Source organism: Hungatella hominis (assembly GCF_014288005.1).
GTDB lineage: Bacteria > Bacillota > Clostridia > Lachnospirales > Lachnospiraceae > Hungatella > Hungatella effluvii.
The window spans coordinates 1-3,526 of the sequence record NZ_JACOPB010000047.1 but is presented as its reverse complement, the minus strand read 5'-3'; the positions used below and the strand labels follow the sequence as shown (position 1 = coordinate 3,526).

The following is a 3,526-nucleotide window of genomic DNA, read 5'->3' as shown; positions in this document are numbered from 1 at the left end:
CTCATTCCCTTTTTTATCTTTTTTTGTATATTTCCGGAGCAGTCCATCATTTTCCTGCTGAGTGATTGGGCGGATCACGAATGGAACCGGTTTTCCATTTTCTTTGAATCGTTCAGATATAATCACCTCTTTATTTTCCGCTTGCTCCGGATGTAAAAACGCATTTAAGCTTCCCATGTTTAGCTCTCCTCTCAATCAAAAAGAGACGCTAGCTTTGCGTCTCTCAACTGTTTAACTTTTTCCATTTTTTCCAAGTCATGCTTGCTGGAACTTCTATATTTTTACCTGTTTTTGGATCTCTGGCGACCCTTATTTCACCTTCCTTGTCATCATCGTCAAAATACGGAACTGTCGTACAGCGGCACCCGCGGTGCAGCGGAGGCAAATTCTTGCCTATCACACTTCCCTTAATTTTAATGACCTTTCCGTCCATGTTTCCACAAACGGAGCATGTTTTATTATCTAATGTGGCAAGAAACGCTACTTTATCGAATCCGTCTCTTACCAAACCTTGAATATCGCACAAAGTCATGTATCTAGACTCAAGATAGTCAATTTCCAAATACACCTCTTTTTGTTTTTCTTTATCTGGACAGGCCCATTTTGATACTTTGTGAGGGTGCGCTCCTGTTAAAGCGCAGTAGACAGCATTATGCAACATTTCAGGATCCGCCTTCATCGTATAAAAATACTGTATGGTGGATTCTGTTTCTTCGCTCAGCCCTTGTTCAAGCTCCTCTTCCCAATCAAATCCTAAACTGGGCTTTCCACTCTCAACATTCCATTTGCAAATGATCCTATATGCTCCTTTAAAGTCCTTGCGCCTTAACGCCTTCATGGCCTCCTGATAGCAAGACTCGTCACTATCAACGACTACCGCCAGATCCTTATGCTTCAAAAAATCAAATAATCCCATTTCACCACCCCCCCTTCTTACCATCAATTATAATAGTTCCCGAGGCAAGTGTAAATGACTTATCTCATATTCTCCGGAAAGGCATAACTCTCCAATTCATCCACATCATCAAACGTGAAATCAGTATCTACGGTATTCAGATCTTCGCTGGAATCGTCCAAATAGGCCACCGGCGCCTTTGCCAGAATACAGTTTCTCATAACCACCACCCGGCGTCCCACAGTCGATGCAGGATCCTCATTCGTGGTCTGAATACTGATCTGCGGAACCTTGCCCTCTTTGATATACTGCTGATAGACCGCAAGTGCGGCTGGGCTTACGTTGTACATTGTCAGTGTACCTTTTCCCTCCGCTCCTACAACCTTATGCTGTGTCATACGATGCCCCAGGAGCCGCTTTGCAATCACCTTGAACTCGATGCTGGCATCTACTTTTGAGATCTCGAAAAAGTACCGGTTCTGGCCATCAATCGTGATAAAGGCGCTTCCTTCACTTCCTGTCACCAGATCTGTGAGTTTTGTATAATTTCCCATGTCATGTCCTCCTTACGACAGATTAACTGTGATGTATATCTTCTCCACGCTGTCAACCGGCTGTACCGCTGCTTCGATCACAACAGCATCCGAATCATTTCCCTTCGTGACCGTAATGTCGTCAGTCACAAAATTCTGAATTGCCCCCATCGTCTGAAGTGTAGCAAAATAGTCCACCAGAGACGCCTTCAGAAGAGATCTGCCTTCATCATTATTATTGACTTTCCCGACATAATTCGCTTCAAAGATCTTCGTGATATCGTTGGCGATATTGTCAACGGTCCGAATCACTCTGTTCTTCGTGAACATCTTTCCTTTGTCCACCGTAACCGTTGTAAGGGAGTTGATATCATATACTACAGATACATTCTGGGCAGTGTCTACTTTAAAAATAAACTTCCCTGCAGTAACGGCTGTCTCCATTTCTGATTTTGTCATTCTGGGTTTAACATCAATGGCCCCCGCATATACCATTCCTGTATTAGATGTAGTGATACTGGCACCGGCTGTAGCTCCTGCCACCCATGCAGTTACCTCTGCAGCCGTCAGTTCCTGATTCCCTTGCATGATGATGCCCTGAACAACATTTATGATCCCCTCACTGTCTGCCACATGATTCGCGAGCACCGCCTGGCACTTAACCCCCTCATCATCTCTCATAGCTTTGATCCATGTAGCGATGGCCGTTTTATTGGCTTCCTCTCCTTCCCCATCATAGGGATAGCAGAGAGTATTGAACTGCACGGTTTTAAGGGCTGCAAGGGCCGCAGTGACGTCAGCCGCTTTGTGACTTGCTTTGAGTTTATATACCAATACGGTTTTTGCCTTCTTCAGTGCTTCCGCAGCCAGCTTCTTATCCGAGGCCGTAGCTCCGTCTGGCCATGCCGCCTCCGTTGCTGTAATTGTATACATAGCGCCGTCAGTACCCACACTCATTTCCTGCAGGATAACAACGGTTCCGCGGTCCCCCGGTGTAATAGACAGCGGTTCATTCGTCCGGATATTGATATAGGCTCCGGGCAGTACCTTATTCTGGGATTCCCATGTTCCTGCCATGGCTTACTCCTCCTTTATGTCTGTGTTTTGTGATATTGTCTGCATTGCTGTGCTGTTGTTTTCCTGATATTCCCGGTAGTCAACATCGAAAAGGAAATGCAGGACACTATCCACAATCTTTAAGTTTCTATTTCTGATTTTGAAATCTGCCACTATAAATTCCCGGCTCAAATCCTGACTAACAAGCCAACATTCCTCATAAGGTTCTCTGTCAGTCGCCGGAAAGTATGATACGTCTACCCTGACTAAATTCTTAAGTCGGCCATTAATACCTCTGGAAGGCTCCTGCTCATAGAAGGTAACCAGGAAAGACGGCTGTGCAAAGTTCTGCGGCACATCTTCAACGTACACTTTGCACGGCCTGACTGCCTTCAATCCAGCCGTGATATTCTTATATAGTTTTTCAATCATGCTTGCTCTGCACCGCCTTTACTTCTTTCTCGAACTCCTTCACCAGCTGCTTCTCGATGTATCCCCTGGTTTTTTCCAGCACGAACGTACCTTTTACAAAACCTTTTGTCGGACCGCCTTTTTTCGTTACGATGCGATGGCCGTAATTCAAGTAAGATGCATAGTCCATTAAATTTATCATTTCTTTTTCAACTCCTGCCTTTGATTTCTTAGCAGGAAGTGCTTCCCATGCGGCTTTTAATTTCCCCCCAACACCCGGATCTGATACCTTAAAGCTAACAACGGTCCCTGCATCGGGCCCGTTCTTGACGGTAAAGGTCACCGGATTCAGATGCTTTCCCATAGGCGTGTGTCGTTTCGCATAGGCAACACCGTTGTTTACGGCCTTATTAAGTACCTTTTTATCAATCTGCTGGATATCGTCCACCATCGCCATCAGCTCCTTATGAAACTGATCAATAGCTGCCTTATTCCTGCGATAATTACTACTACTCATACATTATCATCTCTCTTTATTTCACACTGCCACTGATAGGAATACGGGTGGCACTCTCCCAAATCAGCCTCGATGTTCTTTCCGGTTCTGAGTGTGATCAGCAGCTGATCTCCT

At 45.2% G+C, this 3,526-nt stretch carries 6 protein-coding genes; all 6 read right to left on the bottom strand.

Translation table 11 applies throughout. From position 1 onward, the window contains the following. Nucleotides 1-177 (bottom strand): phage tail assembly chaperone (locus H8S75_RS32070; protein ID WP_432764216.1); only part of this gene is annotated, 177 nt, incomplete at its 3' end. A 46-nt stretch (nt 178-223) separates the two neighbouring features. Continuing rightward, nucleotides 224-916, bottom strand: coding sequence for a minor capsid protein (locus H8S75_RS32065; protein ID WP_187024935.1), 693 nt, complete (start codon nt 914-916; stop codon nt 224-226). Nucleotides 917-975: 59 nt separating this feature from the next. Next, complete coding sequence (locus H8S75_RS32060) at nt 976-1,449, bottom strand: phage tail tube protein (RefSeq protein ID WP_006774105.1); 474 nt, start codon at nt 1,447-1,449, stop codon at nt 976-978. A 12-nt stretch (nt 1,450-1,461) separates the two neighbouring features. Then, the gene (locus tag H8S75_RS32055; RefSeq protein WP_187024934.1) at nt 1,462-2,505 is read right to left on the bottom strand and encodes a phage tail sheath subtilisin-like domain-containing protein; all 1,044 of its coding nucleotides are present in this window, start codon (nt 2,503-2,505) and stop codon (nt 1,462-1,464) included. Nucleotides 2,506-2,508: 3 nt separating this feature from the next. Further along, a complete protein-coding gene (locus H8S75_RS32050; RefSeq protein ID WP_187024933.1) occupies nt 2,509-2,916 on the bottom strand; it encodes a phage tail terminator family protein in 408 nt (135 codons plus the stop codon). Beyond that, nucleotides 2,909-3,412, bottom strand: coding sequence for an HK97 gp10 family phage protein (locus tag H8S75_RS32045; RefSeq protein ID WP_187024932.1), 504 nt, complete (start codon nt 3,410-3,412; stop codon nt 2,909-2,911). Before H8S75_RS32045 ends, H8S75_RS32050 begins: the two co-directional genes overlap by 8 nt. Nucleotides 3,413-3,526 lie beyond the last annotated feature (114 nt).

What these genes read in the sequence shown, in the direction of transcription:
- H8S75_RS32050 (WP_187024933.1), bottom strand. Translation starts at nt 2,916, where the DNA reads ATGATTGAAAAACTATATAAGAATATCACGGCTGGATTGAAGGCAGTC.
- H8S75_RS32060 (WP_006774105.1), bottom strand. Translation starts at nt 1,449, where the DNA reads ATGGGAAATTATACAAAACTCACAGATCTGGTGACAGGAAGTGAAGGA.
- H8S75_RS32055 (WP_187024934.1), bottom strand. Translation starts at nt 2,505, where the DNA reads ATGGCAGGAACATGGGAATCCCAGAATAAGGTACTGCCCGGAGCCTAT.
- H8S75_RS32045 (WP_187024932.1), bottom strand. Translation starts at nt 3,412, where the DNA reads ATGAGTAGTAGTAATTATCGCAGGAATAAGGCAGCTATTGATCAGTTT.
- H8S75_RS32065 (WP_187024935.1), bottom strand. Translation starts at nt 916, where the DNA reads ATGGGATTATTTGATTTTTTGAAGCATAAGGATCTGGCGGTAGTCGTT.